This is a genomic window from Streptomyces sp. NPDC014891 (assembly GCF_043081085.1).
Classification (GTDB): Bacteria; Actinomycetota; Actinomycetes; order Streptomycetales; family Streptomycetaceae; genus Streptomyces.
Map to the genome: position 1 here is coordinate 777882 of NZ_JBIBWF010000001.1, position 17172 is coordinate 795053.

Sequence of the window (17172 nt, forward strand, 5' to 3'; positions counted from 1 at the left end):
TCAGGCCTCCCAGGCGCCCTCGTACATCGCCTCGACGACGTCGGCGTACGTCCGTTCCACCACGGGCCTCTTGACCTTGAGGCTCGGGGTCAGCTCGCCGTGCTCGACGGTGAGGTCGCGCGGGAGCACCGCGAACCTCTTGATCGTCTGCCAGCGCTGGAGGCCGCCGTTGACCCGCTGCACGAAGCCGTCGATCAGCGCGTGCGCCTCCGGCGACGAGACGACCTCCGCGTAGCCGCGCCCGCCGAGGCCCTCGGCCTCCGCCCAGGGCATGATCACGGTCTCGTCGAGCGCGATCAGCGCGGTGCAGTAGTTCCGGTCGCTGCCGATGACCACGATGTTGCTCGCGTACGGGCAGACGGCCTTGAAGCGGCTCTCGATCTCCGTGGGCGCGATGTACTTGCCGCCCGAGGTCTTGAACAGGTCCTTCTTGCGGTCGGTGATCCGGACGAAGCCGTCCTTGTCGATCTCGCCGATGTCACCGGTGCTGAACCAGCCGTCGGCGTCCAGCACTTCGGCGGTCCGCTCCGGCAGGTTGTGGTAGCCCCGCATCACGCCGGGCCCCCTCAGCAGGATCTCCCCGTCCTCGGCGATGCGGACCTCGGTCCCGGGCAGGGGGCGGCCGACGGTGCCCACCCGGAAGTCCTCGACCGGGTTGACCGTGACAGCCGCGCTGGTCTCCGTCAGGCCGTAGCCCTCCAGGACGGGCACCCCCGCCCCGGCGAAGAAGTAGCCGATGTCGGGGGCGAGCGCCGCGCTGCCGGAGGCGCTGCCGCGGAGCGCGCCGCCGAAGGCCGCCCGGATCCTGCCGTAGACGAGCCGGTCCGCCACCGCGTGCTGCACGGCCAGCCACCGGGGCACGGCGCGCCGTCCCGTCGCCACCAGGGTCTCCTGCCCGGTCCTGGCGTGGTCGCGGGCGATCCTCGCCGCCCAGAGGAAGATCCGGTGCTTCAGGCCGCCCTCGGCCCTGGAGCGGGCGGCGATGCCGTTGTAGACCTTCTCGAAGATCCTCGGCGCGGACGCCATCACGGTGGGCCGGACGACGGGGAGGTTGGTGATGATGCGGTCGATCCGGCCGTCCACGGCGATCACGCTGCCGGTCTTCACCTGGCCGGCGATCAGGGCGTTGCCGAAGACGTGGGAGAGCGGGAGCCACAGGAACTGGACGTCGTCGGGCAGCAGCAGTCCGCTGACCTCCTGCGCGGCGGCCTGGTAGGACCAGCAGTCGTGCGCCAGGCGCACGCCCTTCGGGCGGCCGGTCGTGCCCGAGGTGTAGATGAGGGTGGCGAGCTGGTCGCGGCGGATGGCTTCGACCCTGGTGTCGACCGCGTCCGGGTGCTCCTTCAGGTGCGCCGCGCCCCGCTGCTCCAGTTCGGCGAGGGTGAGCACGTCCAGCCCCTCGGCCCGGGGCGGGTCCGCCGGCGCGTCGATGACGACGGCGGTGGCCAGCGCGGGCAGCCCGGCCTTGTGGGCGGCGACCTTGGCCAGCTGCTCGGCGTTCTCCACGAAGATCGCCCGGCTCCCGGAGTCGGCGAGGATGTACGCCGTCTCCTCGCCGTCGGTGCTCGGGTAGACCGCGGTGGCGGCGACGCCGGCGCACATCATGCCCAGGTCGGCGAGGATCCACTCGATCCGCGTCGAGGAGGAGATGGCCACCCGGTCCTCCGGCGCCAGCCCGAGGGTAAGCAGGCCGGCCGCGATCGCCTTCACGCGCTCGCCGGTCTGCGCCCAGGTCAGCGAGTGCCATTCCTCGGTGCCGGGCGGGCCGTTCCCGGCCGCGACGGGGTGGCGGTAGGCCTCCCGGTCCGGGGTGGCCCCGACCCGGGAGAGGAGGATGTGCGCCATCGACGGCGGGCGGCTTTCGAGCAGGTGCGGCGCGGAACTCAACTCAACCCCCCGGGGCCGGAGCGCCCGGCGACGGTCGGGCGACCGGCCGGTGACGTACGGGCTGTGGCGAGGCTAGGCGGAAGAGCGCCCGGTGCGTAAGGGAGCGGACGGAGAAAGGTCCCCCGGGGCGGGATACCGCGTCCCCGGCGGGTTCCCGCGTCCCGGGCGGTCCTCCGCGATCGAACATACGATGGGCGGGAGCCGGCGTCGGCAGCCCGCCGTGCCGGCCGGCCGAGGCGAGCAGGGCGGAGACGCATGGCACAGGCCACCGACGCGGCACGGACCGTCATCCTGACTGTGGACGACGACCCGGGAGTGTCCCGTGCCATCGCCCGCGACCTGCGGCGCCGCTACGGCGGGGGCTACCGCGTCGTGCGCGCCGAGTCCGGCGAGGCCGCGCTCGACGCGCTCCGCGAGCTGAAGCTGCGGGGCGATCTGGTCGCCGTGCTCCTGGCCGACTACCGCATGCCGCGGATGAACGGCATCGAGTTCCTCGAACAGGCCCTCGGGGTGTATCCGGGGGCCCGTCGCGTCCTGCTGACCGCGTACGCCGACACCGACGCGGCCATCGACGCGATCAACGTCGTCGACCTCGACCACTACCTCCTGAAGCCCTGGGACCCGCCGGAGGAGAAGCTCTACCCGGTGGTGGACGACCTGCTCACGGCCTGGCGCTCCAGCGACCACCGTCCGGTGCCGGCGACGAAGGTGGTCGGCCACCGCTGGTCGGCGCGCTCCTCGTCGGTGCGCGAGTTCCTGGCCCGCAACCAGGTGCCGTACCGCTGGTACTCCTCCGACGAGCCCGAGGGCCTGCGCCTCCTCGCCGCCGCCGGCGCCGACGACCACCGGCTGCCCCTGGTGATCACGCCCGACGGCACGGTCCTGGTCGAACCGGACGCGGTTGGGCTCGCCGCCCACGTGGGGCTCGCGACGACCCCGGCCGCCGACTTCTACGACCTGGTCGTCATCGGCGGCGGACCGGCCGGGCTCGGCGCGGCGGTGTACGGAGCCTCCGAGGGGCTGCGGACCGTGCTGGTCGAACGGTCGGCGACCGGCGGGCAGGCCGGCCAGAGCTCCCGGATCGAGAACTACCTCGGCTTCCCGGACGGCGTGTCCGGCGGGCAGCTCACCGAGCGGGCCCGCCGCCAGGCGAGCCGCTTCGGCGCCGAGATCCTCACCGCCCGCGAGGTCACCGGTCTGGAGGCGAACGGCGCGGCCCGCGTGGTGCGGTTCTCGGACGGAACCGAGGTCGCCGCGCACAGCGTGATCCTCGCGACCGGGGTGTCCTACCGGCAGCTCCCGGCTCCCGGGTGCGAGGACCTCACCGGCCGCGGCGTCTACTACGGCTCGTCCCTCACCGAGGCGTCCTCCTGCGAGGACCAGGACGTGTACATCGTCGGCGGCGCGAACTCCGCCGGGCAGGCCGCGGTGTTCCTCGCCCGGGGCGCGAAGTCGGTGACGCTGCTCGTCCGCGGGGAGTCGCCGGCGGCGACGATGTCGTACTACCTGATCCAGCAGATCGAGGAGGCGCCGAACATCACCGTGCGTCCCAGGACGGTCGTCGAGGCGGCGCACGGCGCGGAGCACCTGGAGCGGCTGACCCTGCGGGACGCCGTGACCGGCGACACCGAGGACGTCGACGCCCAGTGGCTGTTCGTCTTCATCGGCGCGGCACCGCTGACCGACTGGCTCGACGGGACGGTGCTGCGCGACGAGCACGGGTTCATCCTGGCCGGCCCCGACCTCACGCCGGACGGGCGGCCGCCGGCCGAGTGGGGCCTCGACCGGCCGCCCTACCACCTGGAGACGAACGTCCCCGGGGTGTTCGTGGCGGGCGACGCCCGCTCCCAGTCCGCGAAGCGCGTCGCCTCCGCCGTCGGAGAGGGAGCCATGGCCGTGATGCTCGTCCACCGCTATCTGGAGCAGTCATGACCGGTCAGGACACGGGCGGTCAGGACACGGGCGGCCGGGTGCTGCCCTGCGACCGGCACGAGATCGGCTCGCTGTTCCTGTTCGAGAAGCTCTCGCCGGAGCAGCTCGACCGGCTGTGCGCCGAGGGGCGGGTGGAGCTCTTCCGGCCCGGGCCCGTCTACACCGAGGGCGATCCCGCGACCTGCTTCTACGTGATGATCGAGGGCACCGTCGTCCTGTACCGCAGGGTCGGCGGCGACGACGTCGAGGTGAGCCGGACCGCGCAGCGCGGTGTGTACGCGGGCGCCATGCAGGCGTACCTGGGCGACCGGGTGCCCCAGACGTACAACAACTCCCTGCGGGTGACCGAGCCCACCCGGTTCTTCGTCATGCCGGCGCAGTCGTTCGCGGACATCATGGCCGAGTGGTTCCCCATGGCGGTGCACCTCCTCGAAGGGCTGTTCTTCGGGTCCAAGAACACCCAGCGCGCCATCGGCCAGCGCGAACGGCTCCTGGCCCTGGGCTCGTTGTCCGCCGGCCTCACCCACGAGCTCAACAACCCGGCCGCCGCGGCCGTGCGGGCCACTGCGGCGCTGCGGGAGCGGGTCGGCAAGATGCGGCACAAGCTGTCCGTCATCGCCCGGGGCCCGTACTCCCGGGAGGCGCTCGCCGACCTGATCGAGATCCAGGAGCGCACCGCGGAGCGGGTCGCCAAGGCACCGGCGCTCAGCCCGCTGGAGGCCTCCGACCGGGAGGACGAGCTCGCCGACTGGCTGGAGGACCACGGCATCCAGGAGGGCTGGCGGTACGCGCCCGTCTTCGTCCAGGCCGGTCTCGACACGGACTGGCTGGAGCAGGTGGCGGCGACCGTGGCCGAGGACGTCCTGCCGGGGGCGGTCGGCTGGCTCAACTACACGGTCGAGACCGAGCTGCTGATGGACGAGATCGGCGACTCCACCGACCGCATCTCCCACCTGGTGGACGCGGCCAAGCAGTACGCGCAGCTCGACCGGGCCCCGCACCGCGACGTGGACGTCCACGAACTCCTCGACAGCACCCTGCTGATGCTGTCGGGGAAGATCGGCTCCGGGGTGCGCGTCGTGAAGGAGTACGACCGCTCCCTCCCCGACGTGCCCGCGTACCCGGCGGAGCTGAACCAGGTGTGGACCAACCTCATCGACAACGCGGTGTCCGCCATGCGGAGCACCGGGGGCGAGGGGACATTGACGGTCCGCACGGCCCGCGAGGGCGACCGGCTGCTCGTGGAGTTCCGCGACACGGGGCCCGGCGTTCCCGAGGAGATCCGCAGCCGCATCTTCGACCCCTTCTTCACCACCAAGCCGGTCGGCGAGGGCACCGGTCTCGGTCTGGACATCTCCTGGCGGATCGTGGTGAGCAAGCACCACGGCAGCCTCCAGGTCGAGTCCGTCCCGGGCGACACCCGCTTCCAGGTGCTGCTGCCGCTGACCGCCCCCGAGACCCGGGCGGAGACCGATCCGGGGACCGATCCAGAGCCCGGTACCGCCACGGGGACCGGCGCCCGCACCGACGAGGAGCGCGCATGACCGAGATCGAGGGACTCGACCCGAGCGTCCCGCCCAGCGGGACCGGCTGCACGGACTGCGACGCGGTCGGCGGCTGGTGGTTCCACCTGCGGCGCTGCGCCCAGTGCGGGCACGTCGGCTGCTGCGACTCCTCCCCCGCCCGACACGCCACCGCCCACTGGAAGTCCACCGGTCACCCGCTCGTGCAGAGCTTCGAACCGGGCGAGGACTGGTTCTGGAACTACGCCACCGACGACCTGTACGACGGCGGCCCCGCGCTGGCCCCGCCGGGCGGCCACCCGGCCGACCAGCCGGCTCCCGGGCCGGTCGGCCGCGTCCCGGACGACTGGCGGCAGCACCTGAACCCCTGAGCGGAGGCCCCGCTCCGGGAGCCGCGGCCGCCCGGGCGGCGCGGGCCGGGCCGGCCGCCGAACGGCCCTGACCGGGCAGGACCGGCCGCCGACCACGCGCCGGTAGGGTCCGGCGTCATGGCGAACGACATCACGAACAGCACGGCGAACGACACGACGGGCGAGGCGGGCGGCTGGCGGTCGGACCGCATCGGCAGTGCGCTGCGCGGTGCGAACCCCTCGGTGCTCCGCCGGCTCGACGCCGGGTTCGCGGTCATCGGGGACGTCCAGTTCCTCCCCGGGTACTCGGTGCTCCTGGTGGACGACCCCGGCGTTCAGCGGCTGTCGGAGCTCTCGCGGGACCGGCGCCTGCGGTTCCTCTCCGACATGGATCGCCTCGGGGAGGCCGTCGAGCGGGCCTGCCGGCGGCTCGACCCCGCCTTCCGGCGCGTGAACCTGGAGATCCTCGGCAACGCCGACGGCTTCCTGCACGCCCACGTCTGGCCCCGGTACTCCTGGGAGCCGGACGACCGCGTGGCGATGCCGGTGTGGCTGTACCCGAGGGAGCGCTGGAGCGACGAGGCGTACGCGCTCGGCCCGCGGCACGACGCCCTCCGCGAGGCGATCGGCGACGAGCTGGACCGCCTCACCGGCCCGTGATCGCCGACCCGGCCCGGACCGGCGACCGGGCCGCGTCGTGCCGGGGGGGTGCGTCGCCGCGAGCGGGGTGTGACCGGCGGTTGACCGGGCGCGGCGGGCCCTGCGTAGAGTACGGCCGGGCGCGGCGCGATCGGATGGAGTTCCTGTGAGCGTGACCAGCCTTGAGCACACCGCCGTCCCCGCCGACACCGGCGAGGTGACCCTCCTCATAGCCCGCCGGGTCGAACCGGGCTACGAGGCGGCCTTCGAGCTCTGGGCGAAGGGCATCCTGGAGAGCGCCGCCGCCTTCCCCGGTCACCTGGGCTACGGCTTCTTCCGCTCCTCCGGCGGCGACGCCCCGTGGTTCCTCGTCCACCGCTTCCGGGACGAGGCCGCGTGCCGGGCGTGGCAGGAGTCGCCGGAGCGGGCGTCCTGGTTCGCCGACTGCGAGGGCCACCACCACACGGAGATCGCCCGGCGGACCCTGACCGGCATGGAGACGTGGTTCGCGAAGCCGGGCTCGACCCGGCCCGCGCCGCCCCGGTGGAAGATGGCGATCAGCGCGACCCTGGCGATCTACCCGATCTCGGTCCTGGGCAGCCTGCTGCTGATCCCCCGGCTGACCGGCCTTCCCCTCCTGGTCAGCAGCGCCGTCGTGGCGTGCGTGTTCAACGTCCTGATGACGTATGTGGCGATGCCCGCCGTGAGCCGGCTGCTGCGCCGCTGGCTCACCCCGTAGCCCCCGCGGGGGCGGACGCCCGGGCGCGTTCGTCATCTAAGATTCAGGGCGGCCTCGGGGCCGACGACGCTGATCACGAAGATCCCGGGGAATCGGGTGACCACCGACGTGCGTCTCACCGGTGCGGAGTTCCCGGCTCATCCGGCTCACCCGCCCGTGCAAGGAAGACTCCCAGGGAGAAGTGAGGTATGTCCGTGATCTGCGTCGGCGGCATGATCGGAATCGGCAAGACGAGTGTGGCCGAGCTGATCGCCAAGGATCTCGGCAGCGACGTCTTCTACGAGAGCGTCGAGGACAACCCGATCCTCCCGCTCTTCTACACGGCGAGCCCCGAGGAGATCCAGGAGAAGCGGTACCCGTTCCTCCTCCAGCTGTACTTCCTCCAGACCCGCTTCGCCGCGATCAAGGAGGCCTACAAGCAGGGCCACAACGTCCTCGACCGGTCGATCCACGAGGACTGGTACTTCGCCAGGGTCAACCACGACCTGGGCCGGATCACCTCCCTCGAGATGCAGGTGTACGAGGGGCTGCTCGGCGAGATGATGCGCGAGATCGACGGCCTGCCCTACCGCAAGGCGCCCGATCTCATGGTCTACCTCAAGGCCGACTTCGCGACCGTGCTGCACCGCATCGGTCTGCGCGGCCGGGACTTCGAGCAGGACGAGGGCCTCGTCGAGTACTACCGGACCCTGTGGTCCGGCTACGACGACTGGGTGCACAAGCACTACTCGGCGAGCGACGTCCTGGTGATCGACATGAACCACACGGACGTCGTCAACAACCCCGAGGACGCGGACCGCGTGGCGCGGGAGGTCAGGGACGCCCTCGCGGCGGCCACCCGCCGGGCCTGACCCCGGCAGGGACCGCCCCGCCCGGGGGCGGGCGGACCCGGCGCCCGCCGGACCGCCCGCCGCCGCGGTTCAGCAGCTGATCGTGCCCCGCCGCAGGGCGTGGCCGCCGGTGTTGCCGTCGTCGGCCCAGTAGACCGGCTTGCTGCCGCCGACGCACTCGTCGGCCCCGGCCGGGGCGAAGCCCTCGTTGTTGAGGTCGGGCATGCCGCTCGGGCGCTGGTAGGAGGCCACCGGCGCGAAGACGCCCGTGGCGTCGATCTTCAGGGTCCGGTGCAGTCCGCCGCAGGTGTCGTCGCAGACCGCCCACAGCCGGGCGGCCTGCGGCTCCCACTGGAGCTCCATCACGCCGGCCGTGCCGCTCGCGATCGTCGCGACGCGGGTGGCGCCGCCGCCGTCCTGGAGGACGTACGCGTGGACCGCTCCGGTGCCCTCCACGCCGAGCAGGAAGACCCCTCCCGTGTGCGCGCCGTACCGGCTCGGGTCGTAGGCCGTGCCCGTCGACTGGTCCTTGAACCCGGCCGCGACGAGGGTGCCGTCGGGGATCCAGGTGATCGCCTCGAAGCCGACGTTGGCGCCCACCGCCGGGAGGCCGGCGGTCAGGTTCCACTCCTTCGTGGCGGTGAGGGTGCCGCCGGTGCCGGCGGCGACCTCGTAGCGCAGGACGGAGAGCCGGCTGGTCCCGGAGGCGTCGCCGTTGCGCTCGGTGGCGACGTACGCGCCGCCCGCGGCCCCGGCGCCCGTCAGGGTGACGGCCTCGCTGTCGGGGCTGCCGCTGCCGCCGGGGTAGCGCAGGGTCTTGCCGCTGCTCCAGCCGTTCGCGGTGTCCGGGCGCCAGCCGCCGGAGCCGTCGCGGACCAGGCGCCACAGCCTGCCGGAGTTCTGGGCGGCCCAGAGGACGGAGCCCTCCTGGTACAGGCCGCTGAGGTCGCCGCCGAAGACGTCGGTCGCGTCGGCCGTCGCGACCGAGCCGCCACCGGGCCAGGCGACCGGGTTCGTACCGCCGCCGGAGCCGCAGTCGTTGGGGGCGCCGAGCGTCAGGGCCGCCTTCCCGAAGGCGCCCGTGCCGTCGGGGCAGCGCGACCAGGAGGGGGCGGAGTGCGCGCTCCAGGCGAAGCTGTCGACGAGGGTGCTGCCGCCGGGCAGGTAGAGCCGGGCCTTGTCGCCGGATCCGAGGCCGAACGAGGAGGCCACCGTGAAGGCGCGCGCCGCGCCGGGGGCGAGGGTCGTCCCGGCCGGGACGGTGAAGGTGTGGCTCGCGTCGTCGTCCTTGAGGACCCAGCCGGAGAGGTCGACCGCGGCCGCTCCCTTGTTGTACAGCTCGATCGAGTCGTCCACGGCGCCGGTGGTCACCACCTCGTTGATCCGGACGTCGTCGGCCGGGGCGGCGTGCGCGGTCGGTGCGACCAGGGAGGCGGCGGCGAGCAGCGTGGCACCGGCGACGGCGACGCGGATCGGGAGGAGGCGACGGCTCCGGGGAGCGCGTTCTTCGGGCACGGGGGGTCCGTCCTGGAAGAGGGGCGAAGGGCGTCACGAGAATCACGCCCGACGCCGAACGCCGTCCGGCGTCCGGCCCGTTGCCGGGTGAACGCCTGCCGAACGGCAGGAGGCGCCGCACCGCGCCGGCCGGCCGTGCCGGGTCAGGCCCTCGGGCGGGTCGCCGTCACGAGGTAGTAGTCGAGGTCGCGCCGCTCGTACGCCGTGAGGAAGTTGCGCGGCCAGGTGCCCGGCTCCCACTGGTCCGAGAGCCAGCGGTCCCAGCCCGGCCACACGTCCGGTCCGATCGACACGGCCCGCGCGTCCGCCAGGCCCGCCCGGGTGAGGGCGTCGGTGACGAGGGTGACGGGACGCGCGATGTCGAGTCCGTCGGCGAACGTCTCCAGGGCGGACGCGAGCCGTGCTCCGCTCTCCGGGTCGGTGCCGGGGGTGAAGAAGCTCGCGACGACCACTCGCCCTCCGGGGCGCAGCACCCGGGCCGCCTCACGGGTGAAGGCGGCCATGTCGTCGAAGTGCTGGGCGGCCTCGACGCTGTAGACGCAGTCGAACTCGCCGTCGCCGAACGGCATGTGCTCCGCCGCGCCCCGGACGAGGCGGAGCCCCGGGGGCGAGGCCGCCAGCAGCTCGGCGTTGGTCCGGCGGGCCCGCTCCAGCTGCTCGGGGTGGATGTCCATTCCGGTCACCCGCTCCGGGCCGTACTCGCGCAGGGCGAGGGCGCAGCCGACGCCGAGACCGCAGCCGACCTCCACGATCCGCCGGCCGGTGAGCGGCCCGGCGGCGTCGAGCACCCGGCGGTAGAGGTCCTGCTGGCTGCGGACCCGGTCGTCGACCGTGAGGGGCCCGGCGAGGTCGATCGACCGCCAGGAGCCGAAGTTGATGAATCCGCCGGCGAACACCGGCACCGAACTGAGGTCGGCCGGACCGTACGTCTCCCGGACCGCGGCCCGCATCTCCACCTGCTCCACCCGCGTCACCTCCGGAAACCAGTCTGGCGTCGGGCTCCGTCGCTGTCGACGGCGCCGGCCCGGTGCGACCCGAAAGGGTGCACGGGCCGGACCGGTCCCGACGCCGCGGGCCGGGCCGGGTCGGGGCTGCGCAGCGCGGCGGGGAGGGCACGGCGGCGGGCCGTGCCCTCCCGCGCGCGCGTCAGCGGGCGGCGATCACGCGGGGCAGTGCCGCCAGGGTGTCGGTGAGGCCGTCGGCGTCCGGTCCGCGCCCCTGGGCCAGCTCCGGGGAGCCGCCGCCCCGGCCGCCGAGGAGCTGCTTGACCAGCGCGGCCGCGTTCAGGCCGGCCTCGCGGGCAGCCTTGTTCAGCGCGACGACGACCACGCCCGTGCCCGTACCGATGCCGACGGCGCCGGGCGTGCCGACGGGCAGGCGGTCGCGGACGGCGGTGGCCAGGGCCCGGGCCTCGTCCGCGCCGCCCTCGGCGGTGGCCGTGACGACCCGGACGCCGCCCGCGTCGTCGCCGCGCCCGGCCAGCTCGGCGGCGCGGGCGGTGGTCGCCTGCTGCCGGAGGCGGGCGTTCTCCCGGTCGGCGGCCTTGAGGCGGTCGAGGAGACCGGCGATCCGCTCGGGGAGTTCGGCGCGGGGTGCGTTCAGCTGCTCGGCGATGCGGGCGACGAGGTCGCGCTCGCGGGCCAGGTAGCCGAAGCCCTCGATGCCGACCGCCGCCTCCAGCCGGCGCATGCCCGCGCCGACGGAGGACTCCGCGGTGAGGGCGACGGTGCCGACCTGCGCGGCGTGCTCGACGTGCGTACCGCCGCACAGCTCCCGCGACCAGGCCCCGCCGATCTCGACGACCCGCACCTTCTCCCCGTACGTCTCGTCGAAGAGGGCCAGCGCGCCCAGCTCCTTCGCCTCGGGGAGGGTCATCCACCGGACGCCGACCGGGAGGTCGCGGCGCAGGGCGCGGTTGGCGGCCTCCTCCACCTCGGAGCGGACGGCCGGGGAGAGGGCTCCGCGCCAGGGGAAGTCGAGGCGGAGGTGTCCGGGACGGTTGTAGGAGCCGGACTGCAGCGCGGTCGGGCCGAGGACCTCGCGGAGGGCCGCGTGCAGGACGTGGGTGCCGGAGTGGGCCTGGCGGGCCCCCAGCCGCCACTCGGGGTCGACGGCGGCGTGCACGGTGTCGTCCACGGCCAGTTCGCCCGCCGTGATCCGCACCTGGTGGGCGACCAGGCCGGGCAGGGGCCGCTGGACGTCGACGACCTCGGCCTCCGCCGAGGCCCCGGAGAGCAGGCCGGCGTCGCTGTCCTGGCCGCCGGACTCGGCGTAGAAGGGGGTGCGGTCCAGGATCACGGTGACGAGGTCGCCGGTGCGGGCCACCGGGACCGGGCCCTCGGTGCCGAGCAGCGCGAGGACACGGGACTCGGTGGTGAGGGTGTCCCAGGCGCGCCAGTCCGTCGGCCCGTGGGAGTCGAGCACGGTGCGGAGGGCCGCGGTGTCGGCCGCGCCGCCGGACTTGCGGGCGCGCGCGTCGGCGCGGGCCCGCTCGCGCTGGGCGTTCATGAGGGCGGTGAAGCCGTCGCGGTCGACCTCGACGCCCTGTTCGGCGGCCATCTCCAGGGTGAGGTCGATGGGGAAGCCGTACGTGTCGTGCAGCAGGAACGCCTGCGCGCCGGGCAGCGAACGCCCGCCCTCGTCCTTCACCTTGGCGACGGCCGTGTCCAGCACGGTGGTGCCCTGCCGGAGGGTGGACCGGAACGCGTCCTCCTCGCCGTACGCCTGGTCGGAGATGCGCGCGTACGCCTCCACGACCTCCGGGTAGGAGGGGGCCATGCAGTCGCGGGCGACGGGCAGCAGTTCGGGGAGGGCCGGGTCGTGGAAGCCGAGCTGGCGCATGGAGCGCACGGAGCGGCGCAGGATGCGGCGCAGGACGTAGCCCCGGCCCTCGTTGCCGGGGGCGGTGCCGTCGGCGAGCAGCATGAGGGCGGTGCGGACGTGGTCGGCGACGACCCGGAGCCGGACGTCGGATTCCGCGGCGGCCCCGTAGCGCACGCCCGCCAGGTCGGCGGCCCGGTCCAGGACCGGACGCGTCTCGTCGATCTCGTAGAGGTTGTCCTTGCCCTGGAGGAGGGTCGCCATGCGCTCCAGGCCCATGCCGGTGTCGATGTTGCGGCGGGGCAGCTCGCCGAGGATCGGGTAGCCGGACTTGCCGGGGCCGGCGCCGCGCTCGTACTGCATGAAGACCAGGTTCCAGAACTCCATGTACCGGTCCTCGTCGACCGCGGGGCCTCCCTCGCGGCCGAGGGCCGGGCCCCGGTCGTAGTACAGCTCGGAGCACGGCCCGCAGGGGCCGGGGACGCCCATGGACCAGAAGTTGTCCTCGTCGCCGCGCTCCACGATCCGCTCGTCGGGCAGCCCGGCGACCGCGCGCCAGATGCCCCGGGACTCGGTGTCGGAGTGGTGGACCGTCACCCAGATCCGCTCCGGGTCGAGGCCGTAGCCGCCGTCCGCCTGCGGCTTCGTGGACAGGTCCCAGGCGAGGGCGATGGCCTCTTCCTTGAAGTAGTCCCCGAAGGAGAAGTTGCCGTTCATCTGGAAGAAGGAGCCGTGCCGGGTGGTCCTGCCGACCTCCTCGATGTCCAGGGTGCGCACGCACTTCTGGACGCTGGTGGCCCGCTGCCACGGCGGGGCGGCCTCGCCGGTGAAGTAGGGCTTGAACGGCACCATGCCCGCGTTGACGAACAGCAGCGTCGGGTCGGGCGTGGGCAGCGGGGCGCTGGGGACGACGGTGTGGCCGCGGGCGGCGAAGTGGTCCAGGAAGCGCTGGCGGATGTCGGCGGTACGCAAGGGTCTCACTGCTCCGGTGGAGAGGTCAGAGGGGGCGAGGGGCGGCTGTGCGGGCCGGGTGTCGGGGGCCGGGGAGGGCGACGCGGCCGGCTTCCCGGGAGCGGGTGGCGGCGGCCGGCGGCGACCTGTCGGACGGGGCGTTCATCAGGCGGCTCGGACCGGGGGCGCGGGCAGCGGGGTGAGGGAGGCGTACTCCAGGGGCGCCGACGGGTCGATCGACACGCCGAGCGGGGCGGGCTCGGCGCCGGACCGGACGAGGAGGTCGCCGACGGCCGCGATCATGGCGCCGTTGTCCGTGCAGAGCGTCATCGGCGGCACGCGCAGTTCCACCCCGGCGGCGGCGCAGCGCTGCTCGGCCAGGCCGCGGACACGGGAGTTCGCGGCGACGCCGCCGACCACGATGAGCGTCCCGACGTCGTACGCCGCGCAGGCGGCGAGCGCCTTGCGGGTCAGGACGTCGGCGACGGCCTCCTGGAGGGCGGCGGCCCCGTCCGCGACGGGCAGGTCGAGGCCCTGGGCGCGGTGCTTCTCGACCCAGCGGGCCGCGGCCGTCTTGAGGCCGGAGAAGGAGAAGGCGTACGGGTCGTCGCCGGGCCGCGTGAGGGGCCGGGGGAAGTCGACCGCACGCGGGTCGCCGTCCCGGGCGGCCCGGTCGATGGCCGGCCCGCCGGGGTAGGACAGGCCCATGATGCGGGCGACCTTGTCGAAGCACTCCCCCGCCGCGTCGTCGAGCGTGTCGCCGAGGTGCAGGATCGGTTCGCGCACGAGGTCCCGGACGAGCAGGAGGGAGGTGTGGCCGCCGGAGACGATGAGGACGACGCACGGGGTGGGCAGGGGGCCGTGCTCCAGGGTGTCGGCGGCGACGTGACCGGCCAGGTGGTGCACCCCGTAGAGCGGCACGCCCGCCGCGTAGGCCAGGGTCTTCGCCCCGGCGAGACCGACCTGGAGGGCGCCGGAGAGGCCGGGACCGGTGGTGACGGCGACCGCGTCGATCTGCCCCAGCCGCAGCCCCGCCTGTTCCAGGGCTCCCCGCACGACCGGGTTGAACGCCTGGAGGTGCGCCCGCGCCGCGATCTCCGGCACCACCCCGCCGAAGAGGGCGTGCTCGTCCATGCTCGACGCCACGACGTGCGCGAGCAGCTTCCCGTCCCGCACGATCCCCGCGCCCGTCTCGTCGCACGACGACTCGATTCCCAGGACGATCGGTCCACCCACTGCGCCACTCCTTATGCACTCGTCTTGCATCTGCAATATATGTGCAATAAGGAGCCGGGGGCGGCCCCGGTGCCGGTGGGACGGGTGGGCACCTAGTCCGCGAGGGCGTGCAGGCGCAGCGCCAGCTGGATCTCCAGGGCGCGGGCGGGGGACTGCCAGTCGGGGCCCAGGAGGCGGCCCACCCGTTCCAGGCGCTGCGCCACCGTGTTGACGTGGACATGGAGCGCGCCCTTGGTTCGGGCGGGGCTCATGCCGCTCGCGAAGTAGGCGTCCAGGGTGCGGACGAGGTCGGTGCCCCGCCGCCGGTCGTACGCGACGACCTGGCCGACCGTGCGGTCGACGAAGCCGTCGATGTCCCGGCTGTCGGCGAGGAGAAGCCCGAGGAAGCCGAGGTCCTCGGCGGCCGCGCCCTGTCCGGAGCGGTGCAGGAGCCGGAGCGCGTCGAGGCAGCGGCGGGCCTCCGCGTACGCCACGGCCACCTGGTCCGGGCGGTCGAGCGGGGCCCGTACCGGGGCAGAGGCGCCCACGGTGACCGGTTCGCGCAGGGTGGAGCCGAGACCGTGCGCGGTCTGCCGGGCGAGGTCGGCGGCGCTCTCGCCGGGGCCGAGGGGCAGCAGCAGGACCGTTCCGCCGTCGCGGGCGGAGGCGAGTCCGCGGCGGGTCGCGGCCAGGTGTGTCGCCGCGGACCAGAGGCGCTGCCGGTCGGCGCTCTCGCGGCCGCCGGCGTCCGGCTCGGACGGCCCGCCGTCCCGGTCGATGCGCGCGGCGAGCACCACGTGCGGTGCCTCGCTGTCGGTGCGGAGCCGGGCCGCCCGCTCGCGGAGCAGCAGCCGGTCGCGGTCGGGGGCGTCGAGGAGGTCGTCGAGGAGCTCGCCCCGCACCCGCTGCTCGGCCTCGCCCGCCGAGCGGCGGGCGAGCAGGAGGAGAGAGGTGACGAGGGCGGCCCGCTCCAGGGTGCGCTGGTCGACGGGGTCGAGCTCCGGTCGGCCGTGCAGGACGAGGGCGCCCAGGGTCTCGCCTCCGGCGGAGACGGCGGCGATCCAGTCGTCGTCCTCGCGGACCGCGTGGCCGCCGGCGCCGAGAGCGGTCCCGGCGCACTCCTCCGTGAACGCGACGGTGCCGCCGAGGACCTCGGAGACGGCGTGGGCGACGTCGTGGACGCCGCCGCCGTGCAGCACCAGTTCGGAGAGCCGGTCGTGGACCTCGGACGCCCGCTCGATGACGGCGCTGTGCTCGCGGATGATGCCGTTCGCGCGCTCCAGCTCGGCGAGGGCCGAGCGGGTCTCCCCGAGGAGGTTGGCGGTGTCGATGGCGACGGCGGCGTGCGCGGCGAAGGAGCAGAGCAGGGCGACCTGCTCCCGCTCGAAGACCCTGGCCCGGCGGTCGGCGGCGAAGAGGACGCCGATGACCTGGGCGCCGAGGCTGAGCGGCACGCCCAGGATGGCGACGAGGCCCTCGTCCCGTACCGCCGTGTCGATCGTCCGGGTGTGCTGGAAGCGCGCGTCGCCGAAGTAGTCGTCCGTGACGTACGGGCGGGCGGTCTGTGCGACGAGCCCGCCGAGGCCCTCTCCCATGCCGAGGCGGACCTGCTGGAAGCGCGCCGAGACGGAGCCCTCGGTGACCCGCATGTAGGTGTCGCCCGCCACCGGGTCGTTGAGGCTCAGATAGGCGACCTCGGTGCCGAGGAGGGACCGGGCGCGCTGGACGATGGCGCGCAGCACGGCGTCGAGGTCCCGCAGTCCCGCGAGGTCGTGGGCGGTCTCGAAGAGCGCGGACAGCTCCGCCTCGCGCCTCCGCCGACCCTCCAGCTCCGCCCGGACCCGCAGGGCGAGCTGCTTGGCCTGTTCGAGTTCGGCCAGCGTCTCGGGGCCGGCGCCGCTCGCGCGGGCGAGCAGCACGGGCCGGTCGTAGGCCTCCGTCGCGGCTCCCTTGGCGAGGAGTTCGAGGAAGGAGACGGGTTCGTGGGACATGGACACAGGGATACCTGCCGACCATGGGGTCGCACCACCCCTGGTGGACGACCTTCACGGGGTCGGCGCGCCGCCGGCCGCGCCGGGGTCGGTTACGGCTCCGGGGGCGGTGCCGCGCACGCGCGCTCCGTGACCCGGGGAGCGTCCCCTCGCCCGTCGACGCGCCTCGGGCCGGTGGTTCAGCCGGTCGCCGCGGTGCGGAACCAGGTGGGCTCGTCGGCCAGCGCCTTCTCGATCCGCATCAGCGAGAAGCGCTTCATCTCGGGCAGGTCGTCCAGGTCGAACCAGCCGACCTCCAGGGACTCGTCGTCGTTGACCCGGGCCTCGCCGCCCACGGCGCGGCAGCGGAAGGTGACGTCCACGAACTGGCACTGGTCGCCGTTGGCGTAGACGACGGGCTTGCGCAGGGTCTCGACGAGCACGATCCGCTCGGCCTCGCAGTGCACGGCCGTCTCCTCGAAGACCTCGCGCACCGCGCAGTCGGCGGGCTGCTCCCCCGGTTCGACGATGCCCCCGACGATCGCCCAGTGCCCGGTGTCGGCGCGGCGGCCGAGCAGCACCCGGCCCCGGTCGTCGAAGACGACGGCGCTCACTCCGGGCAGGAAGAGGAGCTGGTGGCCGGCTGTCTCACGCAGGGCCCGGATGAAGTCAGGGGTAGCCATGGCACCGACCCTAGATCACCCGCGGGTCCGGCAGCGGACGGCCCTGTCGGGGGCCGGGCCACCAGCGGTCGGCCCGCGGGAGGCCCGGTCGGCGCCCTGCGCGGGACGGCGCCGTCCC

Annotated in this window: 13 protein-coding genes; 6 read left to right on the forward strand and 7 right to left on the reverse strand. The window is 74.2% G+C overall.

What is annotated here, in order from left to right:
- Nucleotides 1-1887: an AMP-dependent synthetase/ligase gene (locus ACF09E_RS03170; protein ID WP_392203583.1), complete on the reverse strand. Its 1887-nt coding sequence runs from the start codon at nucleotides 1885-1887 to the stop codon at nucleotides 1-3.
- A 255-nt stretch (nucleotides 1888-2142) separates the two neighbouring features.
- On the opposite strand from ACF09E_RS03170, the gene ACF09E_RS03175 reads away from it, so the two are divergent.
- The 6 genes from ACF09E_RS03175 (at nucleotide 2143) to ACF09E_RS03200 (ending at nucleotide 7921) form a co-directional block, all read left to right on the forward strand.
- Nucleotides 2143-3819: an FAD-dependent oxidoreductase gene (locus ACF09E_RS03175; protein ID WP_392203584.1), complete on the forward strand. Its 1677-nt coding sequence runs from the start codon at nucleotides 2143-2145 to the stop codon at nucleotides 3817-3819.
- Nucleotides 3816-5363: an ATP-binding protein gene (locus tag ACF09E_RS03180; RefSeq protein ID WP_392203585.1), complete on the forward strand. Its 1548-nt coding sequence runs from the start codon at nucleotides 3816-3818 to the stop codon at nucleotides 5361-5363. Before ACF09E_RS03175 ends, ACF09E_RS03180 begins: the two co-directional genes overlap by 4 nt.
- The gene (locus tag ACF09E_RS03185) at nucleotides 5360-5713 is read left to right on the forward strand and encodes a UBP-type zinc finger domain-containing protein (RefSeq protein WP_392203586.1); all 354 of its coding nucleotides are present in this window, start codon (nucleotides 5360-5362) and stop codon (nucleotides 5711-5713) included. Before ACF09E_RS03180 ends, ACF09E_RS03185 begins: the two co-directional genes overlap by 4 nt.
- Nucleotides 5714-5830: 117 nt before the next feature.
- Nucleotides 5831-6352 carry a diadenosine tetraphosphate hydrolase gene (locus ACF09E_RS03190; protein ID WP_392203587.1) on the forward strand — a complete coding sequence of 174 codons (522 nt, stop codon included), beginning with the start codon at nucleotides 5831-5833 and terminating at the stop codon, nucleotides 6350-6352.
- Between the two features lie 151 nt (nucleotides 6353-6503).
- Nucleotides 6504-7070, forward strand: a complete 567-nt coding sequence (locus ACF09E_RS03195; protein ID WP_392043818.1) for an antibiotic biosynthesis monooxygenase — start codon at nucleotides 6504-6506, stop codon at nucleotides 7068-7070.
- Between the two features lie 188 nt (nucleotides 7071-7258).
- On the forward strand, nucleotides 7259-7921 hold the full coding sequence (locus ACF09E_RS03200; protein ID WP_392203588.1) for a deoxynucleoside kinase: 663 nt from the start codon (nucleotides 7259-7261) through the stop codon (nucleotides 7919-7921).
- 69 nt (nucleotides 7922-7990) lie between these two features.
- On the opposite strand, the gene ACF09E_RS03205 is transcribed toward ACF09E_RS03200, so the two are convergent.
- The 6 genes from ACF09E_RS03205 to ACF09E_RS03230 all read right to left on the reverse strand — a co-directional run bounded on the left by ACF09E_RS03205 (nucleotide 7991) and on the right by ACF09E_RS03230 (nucleotide 17054).
- Entirely contained in the window at nucleotides 7991-9346 is a 1356-nt protein-coding gene (locus ACF09E_RS03205) for a lamin tail domain-containing protein (protein WP_392203861.1), read from the reverse strand.
- A gap of 212 nt (nucleotides 9347-9558) precedes the next feature.
- Nucleotides 9559-10380: a class I SAM-dependent methyltransferase gene (locus ACF09E_RS03210; RefSeq protein WP_392203589.1), complete on the reverse strand. Its 822-nt coding sequence runs from the start codon at nucleotides 10378-10380 to the stop codon at nucleotides 9559-9561.
- Between the two features lie 181 nt (nucleotides 10381-10561).
- Complete coding sequence (gene alaS, locus ACF09E_RS03215) at nucleotides 10562-13207, reverse strand: alanine--tRNA ligase (protein ID WP_392203590.1); 2646 nt, start codon at nucleotides 13205-13207, stop codon at nucleotides 10562-10564.
- A 144-nt stretch (nucleotides 13208-13351) separates the two neighbouring features.
- Nucleotides 13352-14410: a tRNA (adenosine(37)-N6)-threonylcarbamoyltransferase complex transferase subunit TsaD gene (gene tsaD, locus ACF09E_RS03220; protein WP_392203862.1), complete on the reverse strand. Its 1059-nt coding sequence runs from the start codon at nucleotides 14408-14410 to the stop codon at nucleotides 13352-13354.
- 104 nt (nucleotides 14411-14514) lie between these two features.
- Nucleotides 14515-16392: a helix-turn-helix domain-containing protein gene (locus tag ACF09E_RS03225; protein ID WP_392203591.1), complete on the reverse strand. Its 1878-nt coding sequence runs from the start codon at nucleotides 16390-16392 to the stop codon at nucleotides 14515-14517.
- Between the two features lie 179 nt (nucleotides 16393-16571).
- Nucleotides 16572-17054 carry an NUDIX domain-containing protein gene (locus ACF09E_RS03230; protein WP_392203592.1) on the reverse strand — a complete coding sequence of 161 codons (483 nt, stop codon included), beginning with the start codon at nucleotides 17052-17054 and terminating at the stop codon, nucleotides 16572-16574.
- Nucleotides 17055-17172 lie beyond the last annotated feature (118 nt).